The 24,236-nt window shown below is 70.9% G+C and carries 22 protein-coding genes; 3 read left to right on the forward strand and 19 right to left on the reverse strand.

The features are described from left to right. Window positions 1–14: 14 nt before the first annotated feature. Both SSP24_RS30830 and SSP24_RS30835 read right to left on the reverse strand, forming a co-directional pair. Window positions 15–971: a GlxA family transcriptional regulator gene (locus SSP24_RS30830; RefSeq protein WP_141313260.1), complete on the reverse strand. Its 957-nt coding sequence runs from the start codon at window positions 969–971 to the stop codon at window positions 15–17. Between the two features lie 65 nt (window positions 972–1,036). After that, window positions 1,037–2,581, reverse strand: coding sequence for a fused MFS/spermidine synthase (locus tag SSP24_RS30835; RefSeq protein ID WP_373306789.1), 1,545 nt, complete (start codon window positions 2,579–2,581; stop codon window positions 1,037–1,039). A gap of 247 nt (window positions 2,582–2,828) precedes the next feature. Between SSP24_RS30835 and lanL the strand changes: the two genes are divergently transcribed. Further along, window positions 2,829–5,621, forward strand: a complete 2,793-nt coding sequence (lanL, locus tag SSP24_RS30840; protein ID WP_141313262.1) for a class IV lanthionine synthetase LanL — start codon at window positions 2,829–2,831, stop codon at window positions 5,619–5,621. Continuing rightward, a complete protein-coding gene (locus tag SSP24_RS43085; protein WP_167529746.1) occupies window positions 5,618–5,767 on the forward strand; it encodes a VenA family class IV lanthipeptide in 150 nt (49 codons plus the stop codon). The genes lanL and SSP24_RS43085 overlap by 4 nt, the downstream gene beginning before the upstream one ends. 63 nt (window positions 5,768–5,830) lie before the next feature. On the opposite strand, the gene SSP24_RS30845 is transcribed toward SSP24_RS43085, so the two are convergent. Then, window positions 5,831–6,511 carry a TetR/AcrR family transcriptional regulator gene (locus tag SSP24_RS30845; protein WP_174864746.1) on the reverse strand — a complete coding sequence of 227 codons (681 nt, stop codon included), beginning with the start codon at window positions 6,509–6,511 and terminating at the stop codon, window positions 5,831–5,833. Between the two features lie 93 nt (window positions 6,512–6,604). Between SSP24_RS30845 and SSP24_RS30850 the strand changes: the two genes are divergently transcribed. Continuing rightward, a complete protein-coding gene (locus SSP24_RS30850) occupies window positions 6,605–7,324 on the forward strand; it encodes an NAD(P)-dependent oxidoreductase (RefSeq protein ID WP_141313263.1) in 720 nt (239 codons plus the stop codon). Between the two features lie 12 nt (window positions 7,325–7,336). On the opposite strand, the gene SSP24_RS30855 is transcribed toward SSP24_RS30850, so the two are convergent. From SSP24_RS30855 to SSP24_RS30930, 16 genes are all read right to left on the reverse strand, one after another. Beyond that, window positions 7,337–7,744 carry a DUF1257 domain-containing protein gene (locus tag SSP24_RS30855; RefSeq protein ID WP_141313264.1) on the reverse strand — a complete coding sequence of 136 codons (408 nt, stop codon included), beginning with the start codon at window positions 7,742–7,744 and terminating at the stop codon, window positions 7,337–7,339. A 41-nt stretch (window positions 7,745–7,785) separates the two neighbouring features. Next, a complete protein-coding gene (locus SSP24_RS30860) occupies window positions 7,786–9,324 on the reverse strand; it encodes a Ycf46 family AAA ATPase (RefSeq protein WP_141313265.1) in 1,539 nt (512 codons plus the stop codon). A gap of 17 nt (window positions 9,325–9,341) precedes the next feature. After that, window positions 9,342–9,917 (reverse strand): 4Fe-4S single cluster domain-containing protein, encoded by a 576-nt coding sequence (locus SSP24_RS30865; RefSeq protein ID WP_167529747.1) that lies wholly within the window; start codon window positions 9,915–9,917, stop codon window positions 9,342–9,344. Beyond that, entirely contained in the window at window positions 9,914–10,126 is a 213-nt protein-coding gene (locus tag SSP24_RS30870) for a DUF2997 domain-containing protein (protein WP_141313267.1), read from the reverse strand. The genes SSP24_RS30865 and SSP24_RS30870 overlap by 4 nt, the downstream gene beginning before the upstream one ends. 29 nt (window positions 10,127–10,155) lie before the next feature. Next, complete coding sequence (locus SSP24_RS30875) at window positions 10,156–11,787, reverse strand: Hsp70 family protein (RefSeq protein ID WP_141313268.1); 1,632 nt, start codon at window positions 11,785–11,787, stop codon at window positions 10,156–10,158. Beyond that, complete coding sequence (locus SSP24_RS30880) at window positions 11,787–12,323, reverse strand: nucleotide exchange factor GrpE (protein ID WP_141313269.1); 537 nt, start codon at window positions 12,321–12,323, stop codon at window positions 11,787–11,789. Before SSP24_RS30880 ends, SSP24_RS30875 begins: the two co-directional genes overlap by 1 nt. 5 nt (window positions 12,324–12,328) lie before the next feature. After that, window positions 12,329–14,275: a WD40 repeat domain-containing protein gene (locus tag SSP24_RS30885; protein WP_141313270.1), complete on the reverse strand. Its 1,947-nt coding sequence runs from the start codon at window positions 14,273–14,275 to the stop codon at window positions 12,329–12,331. A 45-nt stretch (window positions 14,276–14,320) separates the two neighbouring features. Beyond that, window positions 14,321–15,160 (reverse strand): Fpg/Nei family DNA glycosylase, encoded by an 840-nt coding sequence (locus SSP24_RS30890; RefSeq protein WP_141313271.1) that lies wholly within the window; start codon window positions 15,158–15,160, stop codon window positions 14,321–14,323. Between the two features lie 65 nt (window positions 15,161–15,225). Continuing rightward, window positions 15,226–17,229, reverse strand: a complete 2,004-nt coding sequence (locus tag SSP24_RS30895; protein ID WP_141313272.1) for a beta-galactosidase — start codon at window positions 17,227–17,229, stop codon at window positions 15,226–15,228. After that, complete coding sequence (locus SSP24_RS30900) at window positions 17,226–18,536, reverse strand: glycoside hydrolase family 36 protein (RefSeq protein ID WP_141313273.1); 1,311 nt, start codon at window positions 18,534–18,536, stop codon at window positions 17,226–17,228. The genes SSP24_RS30895 and SSP24_RS30900 overlap by 4 nt, the downstream gene beginning before the upstream one ends. A gap of 55 nt (window positions 18,537–18,591) precedes the next feature. Continuing rightward, the gene (locus SSP24_RS30905; protein WP_141313274.1) at window positions 18,592–19,473 is read right to left on the reverse strand and encodes a carbohydrate ABC transporter permease; all 882 of its coding nucleotides are present in this window, start codon (window positions 19,471–19,473) and stop codon (window positions 18,592–18,594) included. After that, window positions 19,470–20,453 (reverse strand): carbohydrate ABC transporter permease, encoded by a 984-nt coding sequence (locus SSP24_RS30910; protein ID WP_141313275.1) that lies wholly within the window; start codon window positions 20,451–20,453, stop codon window positions 19,470–19,472. Before SSP24_RS30910 ends, SSP24_RS30905 begins: the two co-directional genes overlap by 4 nt. Then, window positions 20,450–21,760, reverse strand: coding sequence for an ABC transporter substrate-binding protein (locus SSP24_RS30915; protein ID WP_141313276.1), 1,311 nt, complete (start codon window positions 21,758–21,760; stop codon window positions 20,450–20,452). The genes SSP24_RS30910 and SSP24_RS30915 overlap by 4 nt, the downstream gene beginning before the upstream one ends. A gap of 234 nt (window positions 21,761–21,994) precedes the next feature. Continuing rightward, complete coding sequence (locus tag SSP24_RS30920) at window positions 21,995–23,203, reverse strand: NsdA family TPR-like regulatory protein (protein ID WP_229866088.1); 1,209 nt, start codon at window positions 23,201–23,203, stop codon at window positions 21,995–21,997. A 5-nt stretch (window positions 23,204–23,208) separates the two neighbouring features. Continuing rightward, the gene (locus SSP24_RS30925) at window positions 23,209–23,400 is read right to left on the reverse strand and encodes a hypothetical protein (RefSeq protein ID WP_174864748.1); all 192 of its coding nucleotides are present in this window, start codon (window positions 23,398–23,400) and stop codon (window positions 23,209–23,211) included. 71 nt (window positions 23,401–23,471) lie between these two features. Then, on the reverse strand, window positions 23,472–24,182 hold the full coding sequence (locus tag SSP24_RS30930; protein ID WP_141313277.1) for a siderophore-interacting protein: 711 nt from the start codon (window positions 24,180–24,182) through the stop codon (window positions 23,472–23,474). Between the last annotated feature and the right edge of the window lie 54 nt (window positions 24,183–24,236).

Here is a 24,236-nt window from a genome sequence, read left to right on the forward strand (position 1 = left end):
GCCAGGCAATCGCCCTACTCGCCGCGGGCGAAAGTGCGCCGGTACTCGCTCGGCGTGGTGCCGAGGATGCGCTGAAAATGCAGCCGCAGATTCGCACCGGTGCCCAGACCGACCTCGGCGGCGATCTGCTCGACGCTCCGCTGCGAACGCTCCAGCAGCTCACGCGCCACGTCGATGCGGGCGCGCATGACCCACTGCATCGGCGTATACCCCGTGTCTTCGACGAAGCGCCGCGAGAACGTACGCGGCGAGACCGCAGCATGCCGGGCCAGCACCTCAAGGGTGAGGGGTTCGCCGAGCCGGCGCAGCGCCCACTCGCGGGTGGCGGCGAACCGCTCGCCGAGCGGCTCGGGCACGCTGCGCGGCACGTACTGCGCCTGACCCCCGCTGCGGTAGGGGGCCGCGACCAGGCGCCGGGCCGCGTGGTTCGACGCGGCCACCCCGAGGTCGCCACGCAGAATGTGCAGGCACAGGTCGATGCCCGAGGCGGCGCCCGCCGACGTCAGCACGCTGCCCTCGTCGACGAACAGAACGTTCTCGTCGACCTGGACGAGCGGATGCTTCGCCGCAAGTGTCCGCGAGTAGTGCCAGTGCGTCGTGGCGCGTCTGCCGTCCAGCAGGCCCGTGGCGGCGAGCGTGAAGGCGCCCGTCGAGATGGCGGCGAGCCGCGTGCCCCGAGCGTGGGCGGCGATCAGCGCGTCGACGACGGCCTGCGGCGGGTCGTCGCGGTCCGGGAACCGGTAGCCGGGGATGAAGACGATGTCGGCCCACGCAAGCGCGTCGAGGCCGTGGGCGACGGAGTACGACAGGCCGTCGGCGCCGGTCACCAGACCGGGTGCCGCCCCGCACACCCGCACCTCGTACGGCATGCTCGCGCGGGTCGTGAACACCTGCGCGGGAATGCCGACATCGAGCGGCTTCGCACCCTCGAGCACAAGGACGGCGACGCGGTGCAGGCGGGAGGACGGCACGGGGACAGGGTACGAGGGGCAGAATGCCGTGTTGCTGCCTGCGCCGGACTCAGGATGGTGTCCTGTTACTGGCTGCTCTGTGGGCTGTAGGGCTGGAGGAGCTGGTCGACGGGGGCGTAGTCGTCGGTGAGCGGTTGGGCGTCGCCGATCCAGGAGGCGAGGTCGTCGCCGGTGACGATCTTCCAGCCGGTTTGCCGGGCGTCCAGCGCTTCCTGGGTCGCGCGTAGGTCGATTGGTCGCTTGGAGGCGAGTACCACCAGATTGCCGCCCTGGGGAGTGGCGGTCGGGTCGAGGCCGATGTCGGTGGGTTCGCCGACGAGGGCGACGTGCTCGAAGGTCTCGCTGAGGGTGGCCGCTTCGGCACGTGCGAAGGCCAGAGCACCGTGATCGATGAGGTTGGCGACGTACAGGCCGTCCTCGTTGAGGACCCGCCGTACGTCGGTCATCGCTTCCACCGTGGTGAGGTGCCACGGCACGCTGACGCCCCCGAAGGCGTCGCCGACGACGAGGTCACGACTGCCGGAGTCCAGTCGCCTCAGGCCGAGCCTTCCGTCCTCGGTGCGTACGTCGATACCGGCGTCCGGTCTCAGACCGAGTTGGTCGCGGTTGATGCGTACGACGCCGCTGTCGATCTCGGACACCAGGCTGCGCGTTCCGGGGCGCGTGGCCGCGAGGTAACGGGGAAGGGTGAGCCCGCCGCCGCCCAGGTGGTGGGCGACAAGCGGCTCACCTTCGGGGAAGGCGGCATCGACCACCGACGCGATGGCGCGTACGTACTCGAACTCCAGGAAGGTCGGGTCGTCGATGTCGACGTAGGAGTGCCGCAGGCCGTCCAGGACGAGTGTGCGGCCGCTGTCCCGGTCGGGGTCGGCGACGACCCGTGCGCAGTGGTACCTGGTCTCCGTGTCGCAGCCACCTGGCGCGACCGTGGTGGCGAGGCCGCCGGCGACGACCACGAGTGTGAGGGCGGGGGTGCCGCGCCACCCGCGCGTTCGCCACTCGACCAGCCCCGCGCCGACCACCAGCAGTGTGCCGAGGCCGATCAGGATGCCGCTGACCGGCAACCTCGATACGAGGACGAAGCCGGTGAGGACGGTACCGACGATGGCGCCGAAGGTGCCGACGCCGGACAGTCGGCCGACGACCGTTCCGGTCTCGGCGAGGCTGGTGAGGCGCAACTTGGTCACGATCGGCGTCACCGCGGAGAGCAGCGCGCCCGGCACCAGGATGGTCAGCGACGCGATGAACAGGAGCGTCGCCGGTGCCCACTCCGCAGCGGTGCGCAGTACGGCAGGGGTGAGCGCCACGACCGCTCCCGACACCCCGAGCGACGGTCCCAGGAGCCGGCGTGGATCGACCTGGTCGGCGATGCGCCCGCCCAGCCAGGAGCCGAGGGCGATCGCGGTGAGGGCGATGCCGATCACCATCGTGCTGGTCTCGAGGGTGAGGCCGAGGTAGGGAGCCAGCAGCCGCAAAGCGACGATCTCAACCACCAGGACCGCGGCCGACGACCCGAACACAAGCACGGCGGCAGCACGGGGACCCAGGCCGTAGTTGCGCGGCGTGTCCTCGGCGACAGGCGAGGAAGACGATCCGGTCACGGGCGACATCCTTGCATGCGACCCATCTGCAGACAGGCGATCCGGACGGCGCCGACCGGCGCGCTCACGTGGCAGAGGCGTACATGAGCCGCTGCTTCCAGCTCCCCGGATGCGCCGTCGTCCGCTCGCTGGATCAGGTGGCTTGTGGCTTGTCCGTGTTGGCTTGTGCGCGACGTGAGGGCAGGTGCCCCGGTGGAGGGCGCCGCAGTACGGGGGAGCAGGCCGGCGGCGTCTGTCGAGGCCGAGGAGGGGTCTGATGGGCAGCCGTGATGCGGACGGCGGGCTTGGTGGTCTGCTGGAGCGGGCCCTGCGCAGCGCCGGAGCGGTTTCGTGTTGGCAGGTCCTGAGGGATGAGTCGTGGTGCCGCGTCGTGCCGTGCGACGGCGCGCAGCGGGAACAGGGCTGGAAGCTCCATGTCTCGGCGACGCAGGTGTCCGCGCCCGAGGTGCTCGAAAGGGCACTGAAGGTGCTGTTGAGGGAGGAATCCGCTTTCAAGTTCGCCAGTTCCCTGACCCGGGTGGCGGCTTTGAACACCCGTAGCACGCCGCGGGGCAGCTCGGGGAAGTTCATCACGGTGTATCCCCGCTGTGACGCTGCCGCCGTTCGTATCGCCGATGCACTGCACCGCGCCACGGCGGGGCTGGCCGGGCCGCGCATCCTGTCCGACCACCCCTATGCGCCGGACAGCTTGGTGCATTACCGCTACGGATCGTTCGTCGGTCGCCGCCAGTTGTCGGCACAGGGCCTCTTCGTCGACTTCATCTACGACCCCGAGGGCAATCCCGTGGAAGACCGGCGGACCGGGCAGTACCTTCCGCCTTCCTGGGCGGTGTCGCCGTTTCCCGTCTTCGGTGCCCTGCCCGGTGGCTCGACCGCGTCGGGCAGCGGTGACCCGGTGCTCGGCGGGCGCTTCGCCGTGCGGGAAGCGATCCGGTACAGCAACAAGGGCGGTGTCTACCGGGGCACCGACATCCGCACGGGGGCCGCTGTGGTGATCAAGGAGGCCCGGCCGCATGTGGAAGCCGATGCCTCCGGGTGGGACGTGCGCGACTGGCTGCGCACGGAGGCCGAAATGCTGGACAGGCTGCGCGAACTGAACCTGTCCCCGGCGCCGGTAGCGGTGTTCGAGCATGGCCGACACGTCTTTCTGGCCGAGGAGGAGGTGCCAGGCACCACCTTGCGCCGGTGGGTGATCGACCACTTCCTCAACACCGGCTGGCAGCACTACAGTTCCGACGCCCTCGACATGGTCGCCCGGCTGGTCGACCTCGCAGCCACAGCCCACGAGCACCGCTGCATCGTGCGGGACCTCACTCCCGGCAACATCATGGTCCGGCCGGACGGCACGCTGCGGCTGATCGACCTGGAACTGGCCGTAGTTGACGGGATGACCACCAGAGCGACGTCCCTGGGCACGCCGGGCTTCAGCGCTCCGGAACAACTGCGCGGCGCACAGCCGGCGCCGACTGCCGACTACTACAGTCTGGGCGCCACCGCGGGATACGTCCTGACCGGAAACGTGCCCCATCTCCTTGCCGACGAGCCGGCCACCAGGTGCGTGGACCAGCGCATGGCCGCCTGGCTGACGGCCTGCGCCGAACGGCTGAAGCTGCCTGCAAGCCTGGTGACGATGGTCCTCGGGCTGACACGCGAGGACCCCTCGAAGCGCTGGGACCTGTCACGGGCGCGCACCGCACTGTCCTCCCCCACCGCCCCGTCGGGCCACCGGGACGCGGTACCGGCCGCAAGGGCGTACCGGCAGACCAGCGCCGATGGGGCGGGCGTCGAGCAGCAGGACCAGGATCCGGTCACCGCACTCGTCGATGGTCTGGTCAGCTCCATCAGCCCGGACGACAGTCGGCTGTGGCCCGTGTCGACCGCGGTCGGAGAGGCCGATCCGTGCGTCGTTCAGCAGGGAGCGGCCGGTGTCCTGGCCGTGCTCACCCGGTACTTCGAGCTCACCGGAGACCACCGTCTGCCAGAAGTGATCTCCGCAGCGGGCCGGTGGATCCTGAGCCGGGCGGGCACCGGCCCCGCCCGGCCCGGCCTCCACTTCGGTCTTCCCGGCATCGCCTGGGCCCTGTGTGACGCAGGGCGCGCCATCGCCGACCAGCACCTGCTGGACCACGGCCGTGAGTTGGGGCTGGCGCCGCTTGAGTCCTGCGCCGGCCACGACATCACCCACGGCACCGCGGGCAGCGGACTGGCAGCACTCCACCTGTGGCTCCACACCGGCGATGAGCGCTTCGCTCACCGCGCCATCGAGGCTGCCGACAAGCTGGCCGCCTCGGCGTGCCGCGACGCGGACGGGGTCAGCTGGCCGGTGCCCGCCGAGGCCGGCGGGTGGCCGACGGGAAAGCCGTACCTCGGCTTCGCACACGGAACCGCAGGCATCGGCTACTTCCTCCTTGCTGCCGCAGTCCTGTGCGAGCGCCCCGAACACCTGTCTCTGGCCGTCGAGGCCGGTGACAGCCTGCTGGCCCACGCCGTCCTCACCGGCAAGTCGGCCCAATGGCCCGTCCAGGTGGGAAAACCGCCCACCGCACCGTACTGGTGCCACGGAGCAGCAGGCATCGGTGCCTTCCTCATCGGGCTCCACCAAGTCGCTGGGGAAACGCGCTTCGCCGACTTCGCCCGCCGCGCCGCCCAGGCCGTGGCCGAGCACGCCACGCGTGGCCCTCTCACCCAGTGCCACGGGCTGGCCGGCAACGCGGACTTCATCCTCGACATGGCCGACGCAACGGGCGACGACTTCTACCGCTCCACCGCCCAGGACATGGCCGGCATCATCCTCGCCCAGCGGACGTACCGGCACGGCCGGATGGCCTTTCCCAACGAGTACGGCGAGACCTCGACGAGCTGGAGCGACGGCACCAGCGGCATCCTCGCGTTCCTGCTCAGGCTGAACCACACCTCGCCCCGGCAATGGACCGTCCCCCTGCAGACCCGGATCCACCGCCACAGCACGGAGTCCACAAGGGTCAGCACACCGACGCGGCGGCAGACCACTGCCGTCGTCCCACAACAACACCAAGGAGTCACGCCATGAACGACAACGACAGCCGGCTGCTCGCCGAACTGCACGCGCTCCCCGAAACCGACCCCGTGGACAGTGACGGCAACCAGTTCGCCACGTGCGTCTGCGCCGGCCTGCTCACACTGCTGAACACCATCTGCGCCGGTAGCACCTGCTGACCCCACAGCGCCCGACGCAGGACGCGTTTGCCGGCCCCCACAGGCCGGCAAACGCCCACCGGCTCAGTGGGTGGGCTCGTCCGGGTGGAGGGCGTTCAGGATGAGGGTGAGGCCGAAGGTGAACTCGTCGGCGTAGTCGTAGCCGGGCTTGAGGACGTGCTCGGTGGCCAGTTCGGTGAGGTGGGGGTAGGCGTCGGCGGGCAGGTCGCGCAGGATGGCGGCCGTGACCTCCTCCAGCTCCGTCGCGCCTCTGAACGGCAGGCTCAGCTCCTGGAGCACGAAGCCGTACAGGTAGCTGTCGATCAGCGAGACGGCGTGCGCGGCCCTCGGGACAGAGAAGCCTCCGGCGCGCAGGGCGCCGATCACGGCGTCGTGGTGGCGCAGGGTCGCGGGGCCGGGCTGGGAGCGGGAATCCATCAGGCCGATGGCCCATGGGTGGCGCTTGAGGGCGGCTCGGGCGGAGACCGCGCGGTGGCGCATGGCGCTCTTCCAGTCCGTGTCGTGCCGTGGCAGGTCGATCTCGGCGAACACCGCGTCCACCATGCCGTCGAGGATGTCCTCCCGGCCCGCCACGTGGTGGTAGAGCGACATCGCTTCGACGCCCAGTGGTTCGGCGATGGCCCGCATGGTGAGCGCGGCCGAGCCCTTCTCGTCCGCGACCGCCATCGCGGTACGAATCACGCGCTCGCGGCTGAGCGGGGTGCGCGCCGACGCCCCACGTCGGCCCTTGCCTGCGTCGCGCATCCGCCCTCCTTTTCGCCACCCTTGACTGCCTTACAGCATAAGGCTACCTTGCCTTACGCCATAAGGTAGACATCCCGGCGGAAGGGCTGCGCCATGGGCACGGATCGGGTGAAGAAGGTCTGCATCGTCGGGGCTTCGGGGAAGCTCGGGCAGTACATGGTCCGGCACGCGCTGGACCGCGGCTACGAGGTGGTCGGCGTCTGCCGGGAGCGCAGTGTGCCGAAGCTGGCCGCGTTCGAGGGGCGGATCACCGTCGTCCCCGGGCCCACCAACGATCCCGAAGTGATCCGGCGTGCCGTCGCCGGGTGCGACGGGGTGTTGACGGTGCTGGTGCCCTGGGGCGTGCAGCAGTACGCGTCAGGCACCGCGCAGGCAGTGCTCGACCACGCGCCGCCGGGCGCGCGCCTGGTCTTCTCCTGCGGCTGGCACATCACGCGCGACGGGAAGGACCGGTACTCGTGGTGGTTCACCACGGGCGTTCGGATCGCCGCCCTGCTGGGCAAGCTCGTTCGCGCCGTCGAGATCGACGACCAGGTGGAGGCCTGCCGGCGGATCTTCGCCAGCGACACCCGGTGGACCGTGGTGCGCGGCAGCAGCCTGGAGGAGGGCGAGAGTCAGGGCCTGCCCGTGTGGAGCCGGCACGTGGGCGACCCGGTGCTGGCCAGCAATCTGACGCGCCGGGTGGACTTCGCGCTGTTCATGGTGGCAGCGCTCACCGACGACACGCTCGTCCGAGAGGCCCCGGCGATCGTCGGCCGCCGAACGCCCAGCGCCCTCGCCCACAGCGGCGGCGGTCCCCGCAACCACGCCTAGTGCCGCGCCGACTCACTGGAACCGCCGCAGCACCATCCTGACCGTCCCGTCCCGTTCCGTCGTCTCTTCCGTCAGGGTGAAGCCCTGGGCCGCCAGGGTGTCGGTCGTGAGGTGGTAGGCGTGGCGGGCGGTCAGGCGGGCCAGCCAGCTGTCGTCGTGCTTCCGGCGGTCGTACTCGCTGATCACCGCCCGGTAGTGGCCGTCCTCCTGGTGCAGGAAGCCGAGGTCGTTCGAGGCCCGGCCGATGTGGGCGCGGCGGACGATGACGTGGGCGCGGTCGGAGCGCACGTCGCCCTGGTAGCCGTACAGCGGCTGGGGGCTGTCGTGGAGTTCCACCTCGCCGTAGCCCACGTCCGCGAGCGCGGCGCGCAGGGCGTCCGGGTCGGTGAGCTGCGTGGTCATGGTGGTGAAGTGCGACATGGGGTCTCCGTAAGTGGTTGGGCGGCGAGGCCGCGAGCGCCTCAGTGGCCGAGCGGTTCCAGCGGCACGACGAACTGGCGTTCCGCCTCCACCGCCTCGTCGAAGGACGCCGACTGCGCGCGGCCCTCCCGCATCCAGGAGCGCAGCGCGCCGATCGTCTCGCGCTGGGACACCGACAGCGGTACCTGGCGGGCGAGCGCGGTGAGGATGTCGTCGGTGGTGAACTCACGGTCCTGGTGGAAACCGACGTACATCGCGTCCACGATCGTCTGCTCGATCTCCGCGCCGACGTACCCCTCGGAGCGTGCCGCCAGCCGCGCGATGTCGAAGTCGCCCGGCAGCCGGCGGCGTTTGCGCAGGTGGACCGAGAAGATCTCGGCGCGTTCCTCGGCGGTGGGCAGGTCGAGGAAGAAGATCTCGTCGAAGCGGCCCTTGCGGAGCACCTCCGGCGGCAGGCTGGAGACGTCGTTGGCGGTGCCGACCACGAAGCAGGGCGCCGTCTTCTCCTGCATCCACGTCAGGATCGTGCCGAACACCCGGGTGCTGGTGCCCGAGTCGCCGCCGCCGTGGGCGAGCGCCTTCTCCATCTCGTCGATCCACACCACGCACGGCGCCACCGTCTCGGCCAGCCTCAGCGCCCGGCGGGTGCGTTCCTCCGCCTCGCCGACCAGCGAGCCGAACAGGGCGCCGACGTCGAGCCGCAGCAGCGGCAGCCGCCACAGTCCGCCGATCATCTTGGCGGTCAGGCTCTTGCCGGTGCCCGGAATGCCGATCAGCGCCATGCCTTTGGGTGCGGGCAGGCCGTAGTCCCGGGCCTCCTGGGTGAAGGCGCGCTCGCGCAGCCGTAGCCACTGCTTGAGTACGTCGAGACCGCCCACGTCGTCGGGGGTCTCATGGACCGGGTAGAACTCCAGCGCCTCGCTCTCCCGGATGACCTCCTTCTTCTCCCGTACGACCGCTTCGATGTGCCGCTCGTCCAGGGCGCCGTCGCGGACGATGGCCTTGGCGTAGGCGCGACCCGCCTGGGCGGCCGTCATGCCCAGCGCCGCCTGGCCCAGCTTCTCCCGCCCGCCGGGCGTGAGGTCGACCTTGATCCCGGGGGTCCTGGTGAGCCCGCCGAGTACGCCGTCCAGTTGCGCGGCGTCGGGCAGCGGGAGTTCCAGCACCTCCGTCTCGTTGCGGAGCTCTTCCGGGACCGTGCGGGTGGGCGAGATGACGACGATGGACTTGCGGGTGAACTTCAGCCGCTGCGCGGTGTTGCGCAGTTTCCGCTTCACCTGGGGGTTGGACCAGCAGTCGTGGAAATCCTTCAGTACGAAGGTGATGTCGCCGTCGGCCTTCTCCACCTGCTCGATCACCGTCAGCGGGTCCTTCGCGACGGGCAGGTTGCCGGGCTTGCCGCTGAGCACCTCGAATCCGTCCGCCAGATCCCAGGCGAGGCAGGGACGCCGGCCGCGCTCGCAGACCTCGGCGATGGCCTTGAGCGCCCGTTCCTCCTCCAGGGTGACGACCACCACGAGCGTGTAACGCGCCCGCAGGAAGAGGTCGAGCTCCCCCTCGAAGCCCGAAACGGGGCCCATACCGTCGTACTCCTTCTTCACTCGCCCACCTCCAGCGGGTCGATGCCGGTGAGGGTCAGCCGTCCGTCGGGGTGGATGACCACCTCCGCGTCCGGGACCGCGTCGAGATCGTGCGGCGTGTACCGGTCGCCGAACAGGTGCAGCGTCTTGTTGGCGGAGCCGCGCAGGCCCCGGGCGATGCGCTGCCCCGCCTCGTACCGCCCGGCGAGCAGTACGTCGACGCGGTCGCGCAGGGCCGCCAGCTCCGGCATCCGGGCCACCTCCGGCCAGCGGTACCCGGTGAACAGGACGGCCGACAGGGAGGTCTCGGCGCGGATGCGGCCCAGCAGCCGCAGGACCGGCTCGCGCTGCTGAAGCGGTTCGCCGCCGCTGATCGTCACGCCCTCGATGCGGTCGCCGAGGCCCCGGATGCGCTCGAACAGGTCGTCCACGGGCGTCTCGCCGCCGCCTCGTGCATGCGTCTCGGGGTTGAAGCAGCCGGGACAGCCGAGGGTGCAGCCCTGGACCCAGACCACGGCTCGGACACCCGGGCCGTTCGCGGCGCTGTACGGCTCGAAGCCGTGGATGCGCAGCCCTCGCTGTGCCCGGTTCACGAGCCCGGCCCGCGCCGCAGCTGTTCCTCGTTGCGCTGCTGTATCACCGCCTGGGCCTCGGCGGTCAGTTCGCGTTCCACGATCTTGCCGCCCAGCGCCTTCTCCAGGTCCTCGGTGAGGTCGAGGCAGCCCGCGCCCGCCACCCCGCGCACCTCGATCCTGGTGGTGCCGTCGGGTGCGATGAACACCTCGACTTCCTGCAACTCCATGCGCCGTCTCCCTCCATCGGTTTCACGACCTACGTCAGCTTCACGACGGGGTAGTCGCGGTGGGTGACCCGCCCGCTGACCAGGTCGTGCGCGGTCAGCAGCAGCCGCTTGTTGGCGTCGATGCCGAACTCCACACGGAACCGCGCCTGCCCGGCGGACGCGGGCGGCTTGGCGTGCAGGAACATCGGGCTCTGTTCGTTGATCCAGAAGCGGTTGCGGGCGTCGTCGTCCTCGGCCGAGATCTCCCGGACCCGCCAGGCGCCCGACGGGTCGCACACCAGCTCGGTCCCGCCGCCGGCAGCGCCGGGCCGGTGGCCGCCGAGTTCGTAGATGGCGATGCCGAGTTCACGCTGCCCGTCGTGGGTCGCCCGGACCGTCATGGTGTGCACCGGCTCGGTGGTGGGGTAGGCCGTACCGGCCTTGACGCAGGTGCGGTACTCGTACCGGCCGCTCTTGCGGTCGAACCAGCGCACCGCGTAGTCGTGCTGGATGTGGTCGTGGAAGGCCGTACCGGCGGCGAAGGCCGCCGCGCCGCGGGCCACGGCATCCAGCGGCCGGTCGCTGAGCACCCGCTCCCGGCCGAAGATGCGCTCCAGCGTCCGGCGCACCGAGGGGATCAGGCTGCTGCCGCCGACCATCAGCACCGCGGCCAGGTCGTCCTCGTCGTAGCCGCGGGTGGCGGCCGCCCGCAGGGCGCGGCGGACCACCCGGTCGATACGGGAGTACAGGTCCCGCCGGTCCAGCAGGTCCTCGAACGACACCACACGCTCACCGGGCGGCTCCGGGCCGCTGCGGATCAGGTCGATGCCGAGTACGGCACCGGTGTCCGGGTTCATCACGCTGATCTCGGCGCGTTCGCGGCCCGGCTCGGACAGCGCCTCCTTGGCGCGCTCGCACTCCACCAGCAGGGCCCGGCTGAGCCGGCGTACGTCCTCCTCGCTGTCGTGGCGTCCGCAGCGCGCCAGCAGTTCCTCGTAGATCCACTGGTCGATGGTGGATCCGCCGATGTCGTCGCCCGCCTTGCCCAGCACCCGGCAGTACCGGCCCGAGCCCGCGCGGTCGTCCTCGTCCTGGATGCGCACCACGGCCGCCTGCACGGTGCCGCCGCCGAAGTCGAACATCAGGTAGGCGTGGCCGGGCCGGATGTGCGCGCCGTAGCCGAGCGCGGCCGCCGACGGCTCGTCGATCAGCCGGAAGCGGGGCATGCCCGCCCGCTCGGCCGCCTCGGCCAGCCAGTCCTCGTAGTGCTCGAACGACTCGACGGGGGCGGTCAGGGCGATCTCCTCGCCCTCGGTGCCCGCCTCGACGGCGGCGAAGGTCAGCACGGTGGACAGGAAGTCGTGGCCGGCCTCGGCGGGCGAGACCTGACGGCCGTTCACCGTCATCTTCTGCGGGCTGCGGTTGGAGACGTAGCGCTTCATCCAGCGGAAGGTGCCCGCCGCGTGGTATTTGCCCGCCGACAGCACCTGGTCCCCGAGGAACTGCCGTCCGTCCTCGGCGTAGTGGATCAGCGACGGCACCACCGGCACCCGGTGGGCGCCGTGTCCGAGCAGCCGCCCGTAGTCGGGGATGCCGACGGTGACGCCCTGGTCCGTGCCCTCGTCCCAGACGGCCACGACCGTGTTGCTCGTCCCGAAGTCGACGCCCAGCCGGCCCGCCATCAGTCCTCCTCCTTGTCGTCGCTTCCGTCGCGGACGTCCACACCGGCCTTGCGTACGATCCGGCCGTCGCAGGACAGCCCCACCACCCGGACCAGCACCGGCTCCCCCGGCGCGGGTGCCACCGTCGCGCTCAGCGGCTCGTGCAGATCCGGGTCGAACGGCTGCGCGGCGCCGGGCTCGCCGACAGTGTCGACGCCCACGTCACGCAGCAGCCGCAGCAGCCGGGTGCCGACCTCCACGACGTCACCGGTACGCAGCTGCGCGGTGCCCGAACGGTGCAGGTGCGCCTGCGTCGACAACTGCACCAGGGGCGAGCCGATCGTCGTGACCAGCTGTTCCAGGTCGGCGCGGGTCCGCTGCAGGGCGCCCTCCTCGGCGCCCGCGCGGGCCCGGGCGAGTTCGGCGCGCAGCCGCTCGACGGTCCGGTCGCGCTCCGCGATCTCCAGGCGCGCCTGTCTCAACTCGCTGCGCAGTCGCAGGGTTTCGTCCGTCCGTCCCGGCAGGAGCCTGCGCAGCACGCGGGTGGCCTTCGTCATGGCGCTCACCGTCTCCCCTTCCGTTTGCGCCGGGGCCGGTGCGGGGTCCGGCGGGGGTCCCGCGCGGTGCCCTCGCTCACGTCGTCGCTCAACTCGACGTCGTGCGCCGCGGCCTGGTCGTCGTACGACGCGTCGAGGAGTTCGACGTCGTGCCGGTGGCGCCACCGGACGAGCGCGGCGACCAGGTCGAACCAGGCGCGTTCCGCCGCGGTGAAGCGGTCGTACGACCCCTTGAAGTGGCGTATCCGGGCGGGGTCGACCTCGCCGAGGGGCGCCCGGACCAGGGCGTCGAGCTGCGAGAGTTTGCGGGTCCACCAGAGCATGCGCCCGTCGCTCGATCCGCTGGCCAGGAGCGAACCGTCGGGGCTCACGGCCAGGGCCTCGACCGTGCCGCGGTGGCCGCGGAGTTGCCCGGCCGGCTCGCCGGAGGGCAGATGCCACAGCCGTACGACGCTGTCCTGGCCGGCGCTGGCGAGCAGCTTGCCGTCCGGTGTCATGGCCAGCGCCCGGATGAGCTGCGTGTGCCCCCTGAGCACGCCCGCGGGCTCGCCCGAGGGCAGGTGCCACAGCCGGACGGTGCGGTCGTAACCGCCGGTGGCCAGCAGCGAACCGTCCGGGGTGATCGCCAGGGAGCCGACATGGTCGGTGTGGCCCTCCAGGGCGCGGATCGGCTCCCCGCCGGGCAGCCGCCACAGGCGCAGATTGCCCTTCTGGCCGCCGCTGACGAGCATGCTCCCGTCCGGCGTCACGGCCAGGCACGGCACCCACAACTCGTCGGCCTTCAGGGTGGTGGTCCGGGTCAGCCGGCCCGAGGACACGCGCCACAACTGCACGTTGGGGCCGTAGCCACTGCTGGCCAGCAGATCGGCGTCCGGGGAGAGCGCGACCGCCAGGAGGTTGCGGCCCAGCACCACGTTGCGCTTGGCCATGGTGTGCGTGTACTCCCCGATCACGCTGCGCGTGCGCAGGTCCCAGACCTTGATCCCGCCGCCCAGGTCTCCCGTGATCAGCAGCTTTTCGTCGGGAGTGGTCGCCATCGTCAGGACGCGTTTCGAGCCGCTGAACGCGAGCGGCCCCACCGGTGATCCCGTGGGGGCGTGCCACAGCAGTGCGTCGCCCCTGCTGCTGCCGCTGATCACCAGTTCGCCGTCGCGGGTCACGGTCAGGGACTGGATGTCGGAGAGCGAGGAGATGACCTGTGCCTGCCGCTCGCCGAACGGGGTCGTGCCGGGGAGTTCCGCGGCGCAGGCGCGCCTCGCCAGCCGCACCAGCTCCTGGTAGCCGGTCGGGTCCATGTCGGGCAGTCGCCAGCGCGCGTCCCCCACCACCCGGATGACCGCCGCCGCCCGCGCCGCCGGGGCGTCGAACGCCAGCCGCCACAGCTCGTCCCACCGCTGGGCACCCGACAGCGTCTGGACCACCGCGTCCCACTCGATGTCGGACACCCGGCCGGCCTGGCGCACGGCCCCGTCGGCGACCGCCCGCACCCACTCCAGGCGTCCCCCGGCGCGCGCCTTCTCGGCCAGCCGCCGCCGCAGCGCCGCCTCGGCCCCGGCATGCACGCCGCGCAGCAGGCTCCCGTCGAAGTCGAGGTCGGCGTACTGGTCGAACTCACCGGCCAGGAACAGCGCCACTGCATGCCGGCCGGGGTCCGAGGGCGCGCGGACCGCCCGCGCCAGCAGGCGGGCGAGGTCCTCGTCTCCGGTCGAGAGCATCACGTCCGCCACGGCGTCGATCGCGTCCTGCTCCTCGACGCCCTCCAGGGCGCCGCGCGCGATCTCGTCGACGACCGGGTCCGAGGAACGTACGAGCGCCTCGGCGAGCACGGCGGCAGCGGCGGCCGTGCCGAGCGTGGACAGCTCCTCCGCCGCCCGTCGGCGCCGTCGCGGCCCGAACATCTTGGAGGTGTCCGTGAGTCTGGCGGTCAGCCGGTCGAGCCGGGGATCACTCATCCGGCCACCTGTGCGGTTTCCATGCTGCCTCGCGTGTCTCGCAGGTCAACGTGTCCGCCGCCCACTGTGTCCCGACACCGCCGGGACCGGTCCCGAGGCGGGGCCCCCCGACTGGCACCGCGGGCACCACACAGTGGTCCGGCCCGCCAGGCGGGACCGGCGCAAGGGCGTGCCGCAGCGGGGGCAGTGCGGGTCGGGGTCGTCGCGGTGGCCGGTGAGCCAGGCATCGCGCGGCGGTACGCAGCCCGCGGTGACCGCGGCGCGCAGGGTGCGGCGCATCTCGGTGTACAGGCGGCGGCAGTCGGGCCGGGTGAGGTCGCTCGCCCGGACGGTGGGGTGCAGCCGCGCCCGCCACAGGATCTCGTCGGCGAGCAGGTTGCCGAGGCCGGCCAGGACGGACTGGTCGATGAGCGCGGCCTTGAGGGCGCCGCGGCGTGCGGTGAGCGCGGCCTCGAAGTCGTCGCGGTCCACCGCCAGCGCGTCGGGGCCCTGGCGTTCCAGCAACCGTTCGACCTCGGCGTCGTCGGCCAGCCACAGGCCCTGGAGCTTGCGCTGGTCGCGGAAGCGGAGCTGGCGGTCGCGGCCGACGGTGAACAGGACGCGGTCATGGGGTGCGGCGGCCGCGTCGGGGTGGTCGCAGACCAGTCGCCCGGTCATGCCGAAGTGCAGCAGGAGTGTGTGGCCGCCGCCGGTGCGGGCGAGGAGCCACTTGCCGTGCCGTTCGAGCCCGGTGAACCGGCGGCCCTCCAGCGCCTCGCGCAGCCGCCGCGCGCTCACGCCGTGCAGGACGCCCGTGTCACGCACGTCGACGCGTCGGATGACCCTGCCCTGCGCACAGGACTCGAACACCCGCCGGAATCCCTCGACGTCCGGCAGTTCCGGCACGTTTCCCATTGTTCCCCCGGCGGCACCATCCGTCAGGACGGGTGGTGCCGCCGGGGAGGGCGGCTTCAGACCCCGCGCGGCTCCCGTACGACCACCGTCTCCCCCGCCGGCACCGTGACCGACCCAGGCGCCTGCTTGCCCGTGAGGAGTTCCGTGGCGTCGGACGCCACCGTGACCTCCGCGGCCGCGTCGGTGTGGTTGATGAGGAAGAGGTAGTCGGCGTCCCCGCCCCGGCGCAGGACCGCCTCCACGCCGGGAACGGTCTCGCGCACCGGCGCCACGCCCGCCTCCGCACGGATGCGGTCCAGGAGTGCGGCCAAGGTCTCCGGGTCGGGAAGCGTGGCCACGTACCAAGTCGCCCCAGCCCCAAGGCTGTTGCGGGTCACCGCCGGTACGCCGGTCAGCGGGCCGGACGTGTACGACGCGATCGACTCGGCGCCGGACAGTCGTACCCGCTCCGACCACAGGGTCCCCGTACCGCCCCCGCTCAGGCCCACCGACTCCCCCGGCAGCAGCGGGAACAGCTCGTCGGTGCGCACGCCCAGCGCCTCCCGGAACGCCCCGGGGTAACCACCCAGCCGGACGTGGCAGTTCTCGTCGACCGCCCCGCTGTGGAAACCGACGGCCAGGGTGCCGCCGCGCTCCGCGAAGGCGGTCAGGTTCGCCGCGCCCGCGTCGTCCACCAGGTACAGACTCGGGGCCAGCACCACGCGATACCGCGACAGGTCCGCGTCCGGCCGTACGAAGTCCACCGCGACGCCCGCCCGCCACAGCGGCTCGTACCAGGCGCGGACCAGGTCCTGGAAGCGCACCTGCTCGCTCGGCTGGGACGGCAGTTCCACCGCCCAACGGGCGTCCCAGTCCCAGACGATGGCCACTTCCGCCACGCCTGTGCTGCCCCGCACCTCCGCCAGCGCCTTCAGATCGGCGCCCAACGCGACCACGTCACGCCAGATCCGGCTGTCCGTACCCGCGTGCGGAAGCATCGCCGAGTGCCACTGCTCGGCGCCCGCCTTCGCCGCCCGCCACTGGAAGTACGCGATGCCGTCCGCGCCGCGCGCCACATGCCCCAGGGCATTGCGGCGCAGCTCGCCCGGGCCCTTCGCGCGGTTGACCGGCTGCCAGTTCACCGCGCCCGTGGAGTGCTCCATCAGCAGCCACGGTCCGCCCGCCAGCGAGCGCATCAGGTCGCCGCTGATGGCGATGTCGATCTGCGACTCGGGGTCCGCGGACTGCAGGTAGTGGTCGTTCGACAGCACGTCCAGCTCGGGCGCCCAGCGCCAGTAGTCCAGCGCGTCGAAGTTGTACATCACCATGAAGTTGGTGGTGGCGGGGATCGACGGGGCCGCCGCGCGCAGGACGTCCCGCTCCGCCACGTACAGCGAGAGCAGCTCGTCCGAGCAGAAGCGGCGCCAGTCCAGCTGGTGGGTGGGGTTGGGGACCGCGCCGGTGGCGCGCGGGGGGAGGATCTCGTCCCAGTCGTAGTACCACTGGCTCCAGAACGTGGTGCCCCACGCCTCGTTCAGCGCCGCCAGATCCGCGTAGCGCGAGCGCAGCCAGCCCCGGAACGCCTCCGCGCTGGTGTCGCAGTAGCACTCGGCGTTGTGGCAGCCGTACTCGTTGTGGACGTGCCACATCGCCAGCGCCGGGTGGCCGACGTACCGGTCGGCGATCGCGCGGGTGATCCGCAGCGCCGCCCTGCGGTACGCCGGGCTGCTCGGGCAGAACGTCTGACGGCTGCCGTACGACAGCCTGCGGCCGTCCCGGTCCACCGGGAGCGCTTCGGGGTACTTGCGGAAGAACCAGGCCGGCGGGGCGGCCGTCGGTGTGGCCAGGTCGGCGGCGATGCCGTTCTCGTGCAGCAGGTCGAGGATCTTGTCCATGCGGGAGAAGTCGTACTCCCCCTCGGCGGGTTCCAGCAGCGCCCAGGAGAAGATGCCGACGCTGACCATGGTGACCCCGGCCTCGCGCATCAGGCGCATGTCCTCGGCCCAGACCTCCTCGGGCCACTGCTCGGGGTTGTAGTCACCGCCGTAGGCGATGCCGGGGAGCTTGAGCTCGGGCTTCATCGGTCACCTTCCAGCAGACGGCGCGTGGTGGCCACGCCCCACTCGTCCAGGGACAGCAGCCGGTCGCTGGAGGCCATCAGGCCGCCGGTCGCCTCGACGTGCGCCGCCCAGCGCTCGCGGGTCTCGACGGCCGGGCGGGCCATCAGGCAGTCGGGGTCGTTGATCCAGAGACGGCCGTGCTGCCACTGCCGTCCGGCGCCGGTGAACTCGGCGGGGTCCTGGCCGGGCTGGCTGTAGTCGTCGGCCTCGGGGCGGCGGTGCGGAGCCGTGTCCGGGCTGACCCGCATCGCGTCGAACAGGCCGATGGACGGGAGGACCGGCGCGCCGCAGCCCAGCAGGTAGGCCTCCGCTCCGATCGCCTCGCGGATCAGCTCGATGCCGGAGCGGTACGCCGTCAGCGCGTCCACGTCCGAGTGCCGTACGCCGTCCAGGGCGCCCGCGTAGAGGAAGTCGACCTTGAAGTAGTCGTAGCCCTCGGCGCACAGGGTGCGGAAGACCTCCGTCAGGTACGCCGCCGCCTCGGGGTGGGTGGTGTCCAGGACGTTGAGGTCGTGGCCCCAGTTGACGCCCGCGTGCAGGAAGCCGCCGGACGCGTCCTTGACCAGCCATTCCGGGTGCTCGGCGGCCAGCTCGCTCGCCGGGTCCACCAGGAACGGGGCCGTCCAGATGCCCGCCCTGCGGCCCCGGGCGCGGATCGTGTGCGCGATGCCCTCGCGGGAGCGGAAGCGGCCGGAGAGGGTGAGCCAGTCGCCGAGGGCGCTCTGGTAGCCGTCGTCGATCTGGACGACGTCGATGGGCAGGTCGAGGGTGTCCATCGCACGGAGGTTCTCGTGGATGTCGTCCTCGGTGACGGCGGTGAAGTACTCGTACCAGGAGCACCAGACGGTGGGGGCGGGGCGCGGGGCGTCGAGACCCAGGGCCGAGGCCCAGTCGGCCAGTACCGACTGGATGTCCGTGCCGGTCCACTCCTTCACCGGGCCGTCGGCGCTCACCTCCGCGACGCCGTCCGCGACGGCCAGCCGGATCGACGGGACCTCGCGGGTCGGATCGGCCGCCGCCCACAGGCGGACCGGTGTGCCGTCGCCCGGGTCGAGGGCGAGCAGGCCCTCGCCCTGGAAGGTGCCCTCGGGGACGGTGACGCCGGGCCGGTAGCAGACGGTCGCCCAGTTGGCGTTGGTCGGGCGGTACGGCCGGTCGGTGAGGGCGTAGGCGCCGCTGGGGCTCCAGGACTGCCAGCCCTCCTCGTGGACGCGGGCTCGGGTGACGTCCACGGGCACGGAGGCCAGCGGCGTGAAGGGGTGGGACACGGTGGTTCTCTTTCGAAGGCTCGAAAAGGCTGCGTCGGACCTGTTGAGGTCGGTGTCAGCCCTTGTTGGCGCCGAGCGTGAGGCCGCTGACGAACTGCCGCTGGAGCAGGAAGTAGACGATCAGCGTCGGGATCGCGGTGAGCAGGGCGCCGGCGGCGACCAGGTTGGGGTCGGTGAAGTACTGGCCGGAGAGGTTGTTCAACGCCGAGGTGATCGGCATGTTCTCGCCGGTGGAGATCAGGACCAGGGCCCAGAAGAAGTCGTTGTAGATCCAGATGGACAGCAGGGTGGCCAGCGCCGCCATCGCCGGCTTGCACAGCGGCAGGGTGATCTGCCAGTACAGCCGCCACACCGACGCGCCGTCGACCAGCGCGGCCTCGGTCAGCTCGTGCGGGAGCATCTTCATGTAGTTGGCCAGCACGAACGCGCAGAAGCCGGACTGGAACGCCACGTGGATGAGCACGAGCCCGAGAGCGGAGTCGTACAGCTTGCCGCTCATCGTGATGCCGGGCAGGTCCACCAGGAGGTACAGCCGGTACAGCGGGGTGATGATGACCTGCTGGGGCAGCAGGTTGCCGGCCGTGAAGACCAGCAGCAGGGCCAGGTTGACCCGGAAGTCGAAGCGGCTGACGTAGAAGGCCACCATCGACGACAGGAACAGGGTCAGCAGCACCGCCGGGACGGCGATCACCAGCGTGTTCACGAAGTAGTGCGTCATGTCCGACTGCGTGAACGCGTTGGTGAAGTTGTCGAAGTTGAGCGTGTCCGGGAGGGACACGTACCCCTTCTCGCTGGTCTCGGCGTACGGCCGCAGGGCCGCGTAGATCGCCCAGAGCAGCGGGGCCAGCCAGGCCAGCGCCATGGTGGCGAGGACGACGTGCAGCAGGACACGGCCCGGGCGGACCGGCGCGCGCCTCTTCACAGCGATGGTGCTCATGCGCGCCGCTCCTTCCGGAAGGTGCTCACCAGGTAGGGAACGATCACGACGAGCGAGATCAGCAGCAGGACGACCGCGATCGCGGAGCCGTATCCGATACGGCTGGACTCACCGATGATGTTGGTGGTCACCAGGATGGACAGCAGCTCGGTGCCCTCGGCGCCGCCGTTGAAGACGTAGACGAGGTCGAAGGCGCGCAGCGCCTCGATGATGGTGACGACCAGGACGATCGTGTTGGTCGGGCGCAGCGCCGGGAAGACGACGTTCTTGAACGTCTGCCACTCGTTGGCGCCGTCGATCGCGGAGGCCTCGCGCAGGGAGGGGTCGACGCCCTTCAGGCCGGCCAGGTAGAGGATCATCATGTAGCCGGTGTGGCGCCAGGAGGCGGCGACGAGGATCGCCCAGAGGTTGAGGTCCGGGTCGCCGATCCAGTCGATGTACTTGCCGGGCTCGTTGGCCCCGATGATGCTGTTGATCAGGCCGGTGTCGGGGTTGTAGACGAGCTGCCAGACGAAACCGATGACGGCCATGGACAGCACGACCGGCAGGAAGAACGCGGTCTGGTAGACGCGGCTGAAGCGGATCTTCTTGTCCAGCTGAACGGCCAGGAACAGGCCGAGCGGCGTCGGGATCACGATCAGCACGACGAACCAGATGACGTTGTGCTGCACGGCCGGCCAGAACTGCGGGTTCTGCTCGAACAGTTCCTTGAAGTTCTGCAGGCCGACCCAGTGGATCGAGTCGAAGCCGATGCCGTCCCAGGTGGTGAAGGCGAGCGCGATGGAGGCGAGCGCGGTCACCCACACCAGGGCGATGTGCAGGATCGTCGGCAGGGTCGCCATCAGGCCCAGCGTGAGCCGGTCGCGACGGGTGAGCAGGCGGCGGTGGCCCGTGGGCACCTTCTGCTTCTTGGCGGGGGCAGCGCCCGGAGGCGGCACGGCGGCCGCCTCCGGGTTCTCCTTGGTGATGTTCGTGGTCATGAGGACGCGAAGATCGTCTTCTTCTGGCGCTCGATGGACGAGAGCAGGCTGTCGACACTCTTGGGGTCGCGGACGAACTTCTGCAGCGCGGGCTGCATCACCGTGGAGGTGAAGTCCGGGCGGCTGTCGCGGTCCATGAACTGGGTGAGGTTCTTGGCGTCCGCGATCATGTCGTACGCCTTCTTCTGAAGGGGCGTGTACGAGGCGGTGTCGGCCTTGGTGGAGGCGGCGACGACGCTCGGGTCCGACTTGAGGTAGATCTCCTCGGCGGCCGGCGTGCCCAGGTACTCCATGAGCTTGAGCGAACCCGCCTTGTTCTTCGGGCTCTTGCTCATCATGAAGCCGTCGGTCGGCGCCTCGACGGTGTCCTGGCCGTAGGCCGGGTCGATCTCCGGGAAGGCGAAGAAGTCGAGGTCGTCCAGGGCGGCCTTGTCGGTGAACTGCTGGGCGACGAACGAGCCCATCAGATACATGCCGGCCTTCTTGGAGGCCAGGGTCTGGGCGGCGTCCTGCCAGGTGCGGCCGACGGCGCCCTCCTGGTGGTAGGGGAGGATCTCGGTCCACAGGTCGAAGGCCTTGCGGACCTTGGCGTCGGTCCAGGAGGCCTTGCCCGCCATCAGCTCGACGTGGAAGTCGTAGCCGTTGGCACGGAAGTTGATCTGGTCGAAGGTGCCGAGCGCGGGCCAGGCGTCCTTGTCGCCGAAGGCGATCGGGACGAGCTTGTCCTTCTGCATCTGCTTGCACAGGGCGATGAAGTCGTCCCAGGTGGTGGGGACTTCGTACCCCTTCTCCTGGAAGACGCTCTTCCGGTAGAAGACGGCCCAGGGGTACGTGTAGAGCGGCACGAGGTAGTACTTGCCGTCCTCGCCCTTGCTGAGCGCCTTCATCGCCTCGGGGAAGTTGCCCCCGATCTTCTCCCACACGTCGTCGATCGGGGTGGCGAGGCCCTTGGCCGCGAAGAACTGCATCCGGTAGCCGGCGAACCAGGTGAACACGTCGTCCGGCGTGCCCTGGAGGTAGGAGTTGATCTGCTCCTGGAAGGTGTTCGAGTCCTTGGTGTTCACGTCGACCGTGAGCCCGGACTCCTTGGTGAAGGCCGCGTAGATGTCGGCGAACGCCTTCTTCGGCACCGGGTCGGACGCCTTGGAGCCGAGCGTGACGGTCTTCGGGTCGGCGGCGGTTCCACTGCCCCCGCAGGCGCTCAGCAGGGGTATGCCGGCACCGAGAACGGCTGCGCCGCCCACGCCGCGCAGGAGGGTACGGCGGCTCGGGCTCGGGAGGGTGAGACCGGAGGGAGTTCTGTGCATGACGGCTCCTGGTGGGAACAGGGGTCCGGCCCGAAATTGGTCGAAACCAATCAGAAATCAACCTGACCGAACACGAGGGTGGCGTAATAACAGCCGCATGTCTGGTCATACGTCAAGGGCGGACGTCACTGTTTGTTGAAACGTAACCGTCACAATCGGGTGTGGCGGGGATAACCGACAGGAGTTGTCACAGAAACCAACAAGGTCAAACCGTGTCGGGGCACCCGAGGCCCATCAGGAGCCCAGGACGTCCATGAGGTGGTCGTCGAGGTCGGCCACCCAGTCCTCCCGCCGCCACGCCCGCAGCTCCTGCCGGATCCGGGCGAGCGCCTGGTCAGTGGTGACGATGGCCCGCTGCACCTGCTCCCTCGGTGCCGACAGCATCTCCGCAGACCGGGCGAACCGGTCGTGCGCCGCGGAGGGGTCACCGGCATACAGCTCGCACACCCCCTCGAAACCGCGCAGATGGCCCGACGAGAACGAGAAGGGCGCCGGGTCTTCGGCGTGGTCCGCCTCGATGTCGTACCAGGCCAGCCCGAGCGCGGCCCGTGCCTGCCGCCCGTGCCCGGCCCGTGCGGCGATCTCCGCTTGCAGCGCGTGCGCCCGCGCGCGTACCAGCGTGCTCTCCCCGGAGCGGGCCGCGCGTACGGCGTGGTCGACCAGGCGCCATGCCTGATCGATGCCCTGTGTCGAGTACAGCGTGACCAGCGCGTGACTCATGTGCACGTTGGCCTTCCGCCAGGGCTGCGCCAGTCGTTCCGCCGTACGCGTCGCCTCCTCGTACAGGGCGCCGGACGCGGTGTCGTCGCGGGTCTCGAAAGCCAGTCGGCCGGCCGGCGTCGCCGCCGCTACGGCGACCCCCCGGAGCTTGGGAACGAGCGGATCGGGGACAGGACCGGCGAGCAGGCGTCGGCACGTTTCGACCGCGGGGGCGAGCAGCAGTTGCAGCCGCACCATGGGCAGGCTCCCGACCTCCGCGTTGACGTCCGCCACCACGGACGCCAGCCCGGCTATGGCCTCCTCCGCGGTCCGACTCGGATCCTCCAGGGCCGCGGTGAGCCCCGCCTGAACGGTCGGGGAGAGCAGAGCGAGCAGGCCGCCGCCCGCGTCAGTGGCGGCGCGGAGGACGAGGCCGCGCAGCTCCGCCGTCCGCCGCTCACTCTCCCCGAGCAGGCCGAGGGCATGCAGGTACTCGGCGAAGTCGGAGCCCGCGCCGAGGGAGAGATCGCCGGCGGGCGTGCGCGCGTAGAGGTGGGCGAGGAGCAGCTGGTACCGCTCGTCGGGCAGCGTCGGGCTCTTCGGGGACTCCCAGCGGGCAACGGACCGCTGCACGCTCGCCACCGACGGCAGCGGCGGCTGATGCAGTTCCCCGGCCAGGGCGATGAGCGCACGGGCGACACCGGCGAGCGACAGGCCGCGCCGGTGCCGCAGCGCCTTCAGCACGGCAGCTACACGGGCACGATCAGCCGAGGTTTCCCCTGATCCGCCGTGTAGTTGAGCGTCTGCCACGTCCCGGACGAGGGATCGTCGCCGCGCGGGAAGCCGATCGTCATACTGCTGCGGTCGACCATCCACCGGTTCGGGGCGTGGTAGGCGGGCGTCTCCAGCTCAGCGGCACCCAGCTCGAGCAATCCCGGCACCGGCTCACGGCAACCCGACCCGGAGCAGCCCAACCCCCGCCCATGAGGCAGGAGTGCCACCGCGCCGAGCGTCAGGTCGCCCGCCAGTACCCCAGCGCGTGCATGCGCTCCTTCGGCACGGACAGCTCCTTGCGCACATACGACGCCAGCGTCCGCGTCGTCACGGTGTCGCAGGCGATCCAGACGTACGGGTTCGGCGTCGCCGTCAGCTGGGCGGGCAGCGCCGCCCGTACGGCGTCCACCAGGCCGGGGCGCGGTACCTGGCGTATCTCGTGCCGGGATGTGTCCGCGCGGCACGGCAGGCCGTCCAGCTCGCCCTCGAACCAGATCGTCGCCGGGGCCGGACCGAGGGCGTCGAGGAGGGAGTTGAGCGCGGGCAGCGAGGCCGGGTCGGCGATCGCGAAGACGTGTGAGGGCTCGGGCCGGGGATGCTGGAAGCCCGTGCCCTGGACCGTCGCCTCGATCGTGTCCCCTGCCTTCGCCGCCCGCGCCCAGTCACTGGCGCACCCCTCGTGGAGTGCGAACTCCAGGCTGAACGTACCGGCCTCCGGGTCCGGGTCGACCAGCGTGTACGCCCGCTGGTGCGGCTTGCCCGCGTTGTCGAACCACAGCCTGACCCACATCGTGGGGTGGACCGCGTAGGCCGTGAGCAGGCCGCCGTCGGTGAAGTGCAGCCGCCGGTACTCCGGCGTGACGTCCTCGGCGCCCGTCACGGTGAGGACGAAGTCCTTCGCGCCCATCAGCTTCAGGACCGTGCCCTGCCAACCGTGCCCCTGCCCCATGGCGCTCCTTCACATTTCGCGTACCATTCCGCCACACCAACTTAGGGAAGCCTA

It is taken from the genome of Streptomyces spinoverrucosus (genome assembly GCF_006539505.1).
Classification (GTDB): domain Bacteria; phylum Actinomycetota; class Actinomycetes; order Streptomycetales; family Streptomycetaceae; genus Streptomyces; species Streptomyces spinoverrucosus.

Coding starts and splice junctions, on each gene's coding strand:
- SSP24_RS30835 (WP_373306789.1), bottom strand. CDS start 2,581: ATGTCGCCCGTGACCGGATCGTCTTCCTCGCCTGTCGCCGAGGACACG.
- lanL (WP_141313262.1), top strand. CDS start 2,829: ATGGGCAGCCGTGATGCGGACGGCGGGCTTGGTGGTCTGCTGGAGCGG.
- SSP24_RS43085 (WP_167529746.1), top strand. CDS start 5,618: ATGAACGACAACGACAGCCGGCTGCTCGCCGAACTGCACGCGCTCCCC.
- SSP24_RS30845 (WP_174864746.1), bottom strand. CDS start 6,511: ATGCGCGACGCAGGCAAGGGCCGACGTGGGGCGTCGGCGCGCACCCCG.
- SSP24_RS30850 (WP_141313263.1), top strand. CDS start 6,605: ATGGGCACGGATCGGGTGAAGAAGGTCTGCATCGTCGGGGCTTCGGGG.
- SSP24_RS30855 (WP_141313264.1), bottom strand. CDS start 7,744: ATGTCGCACTTCACCACCATGACCACGCAGCTCACCGACCCGGACGCC.
- SSP24_RS30860 (WP_141313265.1), bottom strand. CDS start 9,324: ATGGGCCCCGTTTCGGGCTTCGAGGGGGAGCTCGACCTCTTCCTGCGG.
- SSP24_RS30870 (WP_141313267.1), bottom strand. CDS start 10,126: ATGGAGTTGCAGGAAGTCGAGGTGTTCATCGCACCCGACGGCACCACC.
- SSP24_RS30875 (WP_141313268.1), bottom strand. CDS start 11,787: ATGGCGGGCCGGCTGGGCGTCGACTTCGGGACGAGCAACACGGTCGTG.
- SSP24_RS30880 (WP_141313269.1), bottom strand. CDS start 12,323: ATGACGAAGGCCACCCGCGTGCTGCGCAGGCTCCTGCCGGGACGGACG.
- SSP24_RS30885 (WP_141313270.1), bottom strand. CDS start 14,275: ATGAGTGATCCCCGGCTCGACCGGCTGACCGCCAGACTCACGGACACC.
- SSP24_RS30895 (WP_141313272.1), bottom strand. CDS start 17,229: ATGAAGCCCGAGCTCAAGCTCCCCGGCATCGCCTACGGCGGTGACTAC.
- SSP24_RS30905 (WP_141313274.1), bottom strand. CDS start 19,473: ATGAGCACCATCGCTGTGAAGAGGCGCGCGCCGGTCCGCCCGGGCCGT.
- SSP24_RS30910 (WP_141313275.1), bottom strand. CDS start 20,453: ATGACCACGAACATCACCAAGGAGAACCCGGAGGCGGCCGCCGTGCCG.
- SSP24_RS30915 (WP_141313276.1), bottom strand. CDS start 21,760: ATGCACAGAACTCCCTCCGGTCTCACCCTCCCGAGCCCGAGCCGCCGT.
- SSP24_RS30930 (WP_141313277.1), bottom strand. CDS start 24,182: ATGGGGCAGGGGCACGGTTGGCAGGGCACGGTCCTGAAGCTGATGGGC.